The sequence below is a fragment of the Methylobacterium sp. J-068 genome, assembly GCF_022829445.1.
In the GTDB taxonomy this organism is placed as follows: Bacteria; Pseudomonadota; Alphaproteobacteria; order Rhizobiales; family Beijerinckiaceae; genus Methylobacterium.
In genome coordinates this window covers 1-301 of sequence record NZ_JAKSXY010000128.1, presented here as the reverse complement: position 1 = coordinate 301, position 301 = coordinate 1, and the positions used below count along the sequence as shown (strand labels likewise).

General features: G+C 68.4%; 1 protein-coding gene. It reads right to left on the bottom strand.

The genetic code is table 11. The annotated features are described in order from the left end of the window. Positions 1–281 (bottom strand): 3-keto-5-aminohexanoate cleavage protein (locus MKK54_RS24440; protein ID WP_409564243.1); only part of this gene is annotated, 281 nt, incomplete at its 3' end. Between the last annotated feature and the right edge of the window lie 20 nt (positions 282–301).

The following is a 301-nucleotide window of genomic DNA, read 5'->3' as shown; positions in this document are numbered from 1 at the left end:
GGGCGTCCGTCGATCAAGCCGGCCTCCACCAGACGCGCGGCACCGTGCAGATGCGACAGGTCGAAGATCTCGATCTCGGTGCGCACGGCGAACTGGTACATATGGCAGGCGAGGTCGGTCACCAGCGTGGAGTGGTTTTCGTAGACGATCGTTGGGCAGTGGTCCGATCCCGTGGAGAGCGAGGTCAGGGCCGGGGGGGCGGGAGGGACCGGCGTCGGCTCGCCGGAGCGGGACGCGGCCCGCACGGCGAGAACTGAACGATGGTGCCCGGACTGGTGCATCGTGTGACTTCGGGCACCGG